Source organism: Aeromonas sp. HMWF014, from assembly GCF_963878295.1.
In the GTDB taxonomy this organism is placed as follows: Bacteria; Pseudomonadota; Gammaproteobacteria; order Enterobacterales; family Aeromonadaceae; genus Aeromonas; species Aeromonas popoffii.
Genome location: NZ_CAWNYS010000146.1, coordinates 1 through 5,672 on the forward strand (window position 1 = coordinate 1; position 5,672 = coordinate 5,672).

Annotated in this window: 5 protein-coding genes and 2 pseudogenes; 6 read left to right on the forward strand and 1 reads right to left on the reverse strand. The window is 61.3% G+C overall.

What is annotated here, in order from left to right; translation table 11 throughout:
• Nucleotides 1-346, forward strand: a pseudogene (locus tag AAC083_RS05705) (methyl-accepting chemotaxis protein); the annotation flags it as partial.
• A gap of 158 nt (nucleotides 347-504) precedes the next feature.
• Here the strand turns inward: AAC083_RS05705 and AAC083_RS05710 are convergent.
• Nucleotides 505-977, reverse strand: a pseudogene (locus AAC083_RS05710) (ABC transporter substrate-binding protein); the annotation flags it as partial.
• Between the two features lie 91 nt (nucleotides 978-1,068).
• Here AAC083_RS05710 and AAC083_RS05715 point away from each other — a divergent pair.
• The 5 genes from AAC083_RS05715 to AAC083_RS05735 form a co-directional block, all read left to right on the forward strand.
• Nucleotides 1,069-1,728 carry a TIGR01621 family pseudouridine synthase gene (locus AAC083_RS05715; RefSeq protein ID WP_108536067.1) on the forward strand — a complete coding sequence of 220 codons (660 nt, stop codon included), beginning with the start codon at nucleotides 1,069-1,071 and terminating at the stop codon, nucleotides 1,726-1,728.
• Entirely contained in the window at nucleotides 1,725-2,393 is a 669-nt protein-coding gene (locus AAC083_RS05720; protein ID WP_108536068.1) for an HAD family hydrolase, read from the forward strand. The genes AAC083_RS05715 and AAC083_RS05720 overlap by 4 nt, the downstream gene beginning before the upstream one ends.
• 261 nt (nucleotides 2,394-2,654) lie before the next feature.
• On the forward strand, nucleotides 2,655-3,752 hold the full coding sequence (hppD, locus tag AAC083_RS05725) for a 4-hydroxyphenylpyruvate dioxygenase (protein ID WP_042036679.1): 1,098 nt from the start codon (nucleotides 2,655-2,657) through the stop codon (nucleotides 3,750-3,752).
• 50 nt (nucleotides 3,753-3,802) lie between these two features.
• Nucleotides 3,803-4,960 carry a homogentisate 1,2-dioxygenase gene (locus AAC083_RS05730; protein ID WP_042036680.1) on the forward strand — a complete coding sequence of 386 codons (1,158 nt, stop codon included), beginning with the start codon at nucleotides 3,803-3,805 and terminating at the stop codon, nucleotides 4,958-4,960.
• Nucleotides 4,961-4,968: 8 nt separating this feature from the next.
• Nucleotides 4,969-5,672, forward strand: a 704-nt coding sequence (locus AAC083_RS05735; protein ID WP_108536069.1) for a fumarylacetoacetate hydrolase family protein, incomplete at its 3' end; no start/stop codon positions are given.

The window sequence follows — 5,672 nt, forward strand, 5'->3', positions numbered from 1 at the left end:
GATCCAGAGCAGCATCAGCCAGATCCAGCGTACCCTGAATGGCTGGAAGGGGATGATGCAGAACAACCTGCAACAGACCCAGGCCTGCGTGGAGATGACCCGGCAGGGCTCCGGCAGCCTGCATCAGGTGCTGGCCGAAATCGAGCTGGTGATGGACTTCTCGGCCCAGATCTCGGCGGCGGCGGAGCAGCAACGGGCGGTGGTCGAGGACATCAGCCAGAACGTCAACCTTATCTCCCAGCACTCCCATGCCAACAGCAACAAGATGCAGGACGTGGACGAGTCGAGCGAGATCCTGCTGACCAAGGCCAGACAACTCCAGTCGCTGGGGCAGACCTTTGGCTGATCCTGACTGTTCCATTGATGCAGATAGCCACAAGGCCACCCCGCGGGGTGGCCTTGTGGCGTGAGAGCGCGTCTGATGCCCTCAGTCAGGGATGGACCCTTGGCCGGCATTAGCGGGGGCCGGCTCACTCCCCCTGTCGGTGTACAGGGCTCGTTGCTGAGATCCTCGATATTGACCGAGGTCCGGATCGGGGTGAAATGGGGTTCGTTTGGAGTCTGGTGGTAACGGGTTGCCCGCAACGTGGCATCTTGATGGGTGGAAAACATCATGATCCGTTTGCCACGCATGGCATCAATGGTGAGAATGCCGCTGCACGGCGCGCCAGGAAGAGGGACGGGGAGTGTTGAAAGACGCAGGCGATCGCCAGTCAGGGTATGCCAGGGCAGAGGAGGTCAACAGTTCTGTGTTGCCCACGTCAACGTCGGTACGACCGCTTTGCCGCTCCTCCACCAGGCTTATCCTTGCCACCGGCCTTATCTCCGCGTCCAGTCCGGCTGTGGCATAGCTAGCCATGTGATAGCCCACCAATTGGGGTCAGCGTAGCTGGAGCAGCACAGGTTCCGGCGGGGATCTGCTGGCGAATGGCGTAACTGATGCCCATCAGGAGCAACCAAAGCACGCATCTCTTCATCCATGCGAGTCTTGTTCTGAGTGTTCCATGGGGGGCGACCCCTTGAGAGGGTCATATTCTTGTAATGAAGCACATTCTAAAGGGTTTTTTGATGTACCGGATACTAGCGCAGCACAACGAGTTCATGGTGATCAACAAGGGGCCCGGCCTTGGCATGCATGACGAGACCGATGAGTCCGGCCTGGTCAATCCGGGTCTGGTCAGCCGGGTCAAGGCCGACACCGGGTCTGTCCTCTATCCCGTCCATCGGCTCGACAAAATGACCTCCGGGCTGGTGTTGCTGGCGCGCACCACAGCGGCGAATCGGGCGCTCAGCATGGCGTTTGCGGATCGGCAGGTGAGCAAGCAGTATCTGGCCCTCTCCGATCGCAAGCCCAAGAAGAAGCAGGGCTGGGTCAAGGGGGATATGCAAAAAGGGCGTGGTGGCAGCTGGATGCTGGCGCGCAGCCTGGACAACCCCGCCATCAGCTGGTTTGACTCAGTGCCGGTGCGCGAGGGGCTGCGGCTCTACCGCATCAAGCCCCAGACCGGCAAGACCCATCAGATCCGGGTTGCCCTTAAAAGCATAGGGGCGCCCATTCTGGGGGATGAGCGCTATGGCGGCACGGCGGCCGAACGCGGCTACCTGCACGCCTGGCGCTTGAGTTTCACCCTGGCAGATGAGGCGTTTGATTTTATCTGCCCCCCTGATGAGGGGGAGCTGTTTCTCCTGCCCGAGCTCAATGCCGCCATCGCGGGCTTGAGCGAATGAGCGGTGCTCAGGCGGTGCCGGAGAGCCGGGGGCCTGCCAGCGGCTGGATCCTGGCGGATTTTGACGACACTCTGGCCCCGGGCGACAGCCACGCCGGCCTGCTGCGTTACATACTGAGTCGCCGCCTCTGGTCGTTGTTGTTGCTGCCGGTGATCGCGCTGGGCGGCCTAGTGTACCTTGTACCCAGCCAGCGCAGGCGGGGGATTTCGCTTATCTGGTGGGCCATCACCCTGGGGCTTTCGCCCCTTGGCTGGCGCAAGCTAGTGCGGGCCTATTGCCGTATCCGGCCAGGCCTGTTTCGCGAGGCGCGCACCTTGCTGGCGGACGTGCACGAGCGCTGCTGGGTGATCTCTGCCAGCCCTCGTGCCCTGGTACGAGGCCAGCTCTATCAGCAACTGCCCGGCAAGCTGCCCCATCGTACCCTAGGCTCCCGGATGCACTACCGCTACGGCGGTCTGATACCGCGTTTTTACTGCCACGGTCGGCACAAGATACTGCCCGAGATCCGCGCCCTCACTGTGACGCTGGCCTTGAGCGACAGCCTGCACGATCTGCCACTACTGGCGCAGGGCGCACAGGCCTGGCTCATCAATCCCACCCCGGGGCGCCTGCAAACAGCACGGGCTCACTTGCCCCACATAGTGCTCAAACAGTGGCGGCTGTAAGGGAAAGCTGACAGCCCGCCGGGTCGCCGTGAGGCGATCCGCAAGGCTGCGGCATCAATGTCACAATCTATTTACATTTTTTGGCGATGGAGTCGGGGAAACTATCTGGAACCCGCCTCTTCTCTTCTGCTACGCACCTGCTTCTAATGAAACAAGTTGTTAACAATGGATCGATTGACGGAGTGGCCGGCCTGGCCGTGCGTCGCTGCGTTAACCCGTTTTAACCACTTTCAGTCATCAGCCAACAGCAAGGAGCGCCTCATGACGACCATTTCCTCTTCCCGTTCCCACACCATCAATCCCCTCGGCACCGATGGTTTCGAATTCGTCGAATACACGGCACCGGATGCCAAAGGCATTGCCGCCCTCAAGACGTTGTTTGTCTCGCTGGGGTTCGCCGAGGTGGCAGAGCACAAGCACAAGCAGTGCTGGCTCTACCGTCAGGGTGACATCAACTTCGTGATCAACGCCGAGCCCCACTCCCAGGCGGAGCAGTTTGCCAACCTGCACGGGCCGAGCGTCTGTGGCATGGCATTTCGGGTGGCGGATGCGGGCAAGGCCCAGCAGTTCGCCATCGCCAAGGGTTCCAAGCCCTTCGTCGGCAAGATAGGGCCCATGGAGCTCAATATCCCTGCCATCTACGGCATCGGCGAGAGCACACTCTCGTTTGTTGATCGCTACGGTGACAAGGGCTCCATCTATGACGTGGATTTTGTCTTCTACCCCGATTGGCAGGCGCGCATGGCCGAGGTGGACGCAGGGCTTTACGAGATCGATCACCTGACCCACAACGTCCAGCGCGGCAACATGGATGTCTGGTCCAACTTCTATGAGCGGATCGGCAACTTCCGGGAAATTCGCTATTTTGACATCGAAGGCAAGCTGACTGGCCTGCATTCTCGTGCCATGACGGCCCCCTGCGGCAAAATTCGCATCCCCATCAACGAATCCTCCGATGACAAGTCCCAGATCGAGGAGTACCTGCGCCAGTACAAGGGGGAGGGGATCCAGCACATAGCCCTGGCCTCCAGCGACATCTACCAGACCATACGCACCCTGCGTGGCCGTGGTACCGGTTTTATGCCGACGCCGGATACCTACTACGAGAAGGTCAACAGCCGGGTCGAGGGCCATCAGGAAGATCTGGAGGCGCTGAAAGCGCTGCGGATCCTGATCGACGGCTCACCGACGAAAGATGGCATCCTGTTGCAGATCTTCACCGACACTGTCATCGGCCCCGTGTTCTTCGAGATCATCCAGCGCAAGGGCAATGAAGGGTTTGGCGAGGGCAACTTCCAGGCACTGTTCGAATCCATTGAACTGGATCAGATCCGCCGCGGGGTACTCAATGATGCGTAACGGGATCCGACTTCATCGAGCCCAGCCCCATTCATGCGAGGTACTTGGCGATGCGTAACTGGATAAGCTTTCCCCATCGGGAGGGGACCCACTCCCGGCAGGCTCATGCCGATCTGCCCGAGCAGGCCATCTACGAGCGTGAATTGGGGCGGGCCGGTTTCTTCGGCCCCGCCACCCACATGCACCACAAGCACGCCCCCACCGACTGGAGCAACTGGGAGGGGCCGCTGCGGCCACGGCTGTTCGACCTTAATGCCCTTGACGAGGAGGTCAATTCTCTCTCCCCCTGGGTGATGCCGGATATCCTCAGCAATCCTCACTGCCGCTATCGGATGTGGCGGCTGGCACAAAAGATGCCGTTTCTGGTGCGCAACGCCGACGGCGACGAGCTGCTGTTTATCCACGAGGGGGGCGGTGACTTCTTCTGCGATTACGGCCACCTGACCTTGCGGGATGGCGACTACGTGGTGATCCCCCGTGGCACCATGTGGCGCATCGAACCCAGCTCGCCCATGTTCATCCTGATGATAGAGGCGACCAACGACAGCTATCAGCTGCCGGACAAGGGGCTGGTGGGCAATCACGCCATCTTTGATCCGGCGGCGCTGGATGTGCCCGCCATCAATGAGGCCTTTTTAGCCCAGCAGGATGAAAATCCCTGGTCACTGCAGGTCAAGCGCCACGATAAGGTGTCGGTTATCACCTGGCCCTTCAATCCGCTGGATGCGCTGGGCTGGCACGGGGACTTGTGCGTGGTCCGCCTCAACTGGCGCGACATTCGTCCGCTGATGAGCCACCGCTACCACTTGCCACCCTCGGCCCACTCCACCTTTGTGGCGAGCCGGTTTGTGATCTGCACCTTCGTGCCGCGCCCCATAGAGAGCGATCCCGGCGCCCTCAAGGTGCCCTTCTATCACAGCAATGACGACTACGACGAGGTGCTCTTCTACCACGCCGGGGATTTCTTCAGCCGGGACAATATCGAGCGTGGCATGGTCACCTTCCATCCTGCCGGCTTTACCCACGGCCCCCATCCCAAGGCGTTTGCGGCGGGGCAGGCCTATGCCAAGAAATTCACCGACGAGGTGGCCGTGATGCTGGATACCCGCGATGCGCTCAATGTTGGCAGCCTGTGCGAGGGGATAGAAAACCCGCGTTACGTCAGCAGCTGGCGGCGTCCGGACCCCATGACTGCCACCGGCAAATAAGGATTTTTATGAAACTTGCAACCTTGAACAATGGCAAACGCGATGGCGCCCTGGTCGTCGTCAGCCGGGATTTGACCCGTGCGGTGCGGGTGGCGTCCATCGCCACCACCCTGCAAGGGGCGCTGGATGAGTGGGCGCAAACCGCCCCCCGCCTTGCCGCCGTCTATCAGGCCCTCAACGATGGCACCTGTGCCGATACCTTCCCGTTCGATGAGCGTGAGTGCCTCTCGCCCTTGCCCCGCGCTTACCAGTGGGCCGACGGCAGCGCCTATGTCAACCATGTGGAGCTGGTGCGCAAGGCGCGCGGCGCCGAGATGCCCGAGAGCTTCTGGCATGACCCCCTGATCTACCAGGGCGGCTCGGATTGCTTCCTGGCCCCCCGTGCCCCTATCGTCATGGGCTCGGAGGCCTGGGGTATCGATTTCGAGTCGGAGGTGGCCATCATCACCGACGATGTGCCCATGGGGACGAGCCCGCAGGCGGCCGCCGCCCACGTCAAGCTGCTGATGCTGGTGAACGACGTGAGTCTGCGCAACCTCATCCCCGGCGAGCTGGCCAAGGGCTTTGGCTTCTTCCAGTCCAAACCCTCCAGCGCCTTCTCGCCGGTGGCCATCACCCCCGATGAGCTGGGCAGCGACTGGCAGGAGGGCAAGGTGCATCTGCCGCTGGAAACCCATCTCAATGGTGTCCTGTTCGGTGCGCCCAATGCCGG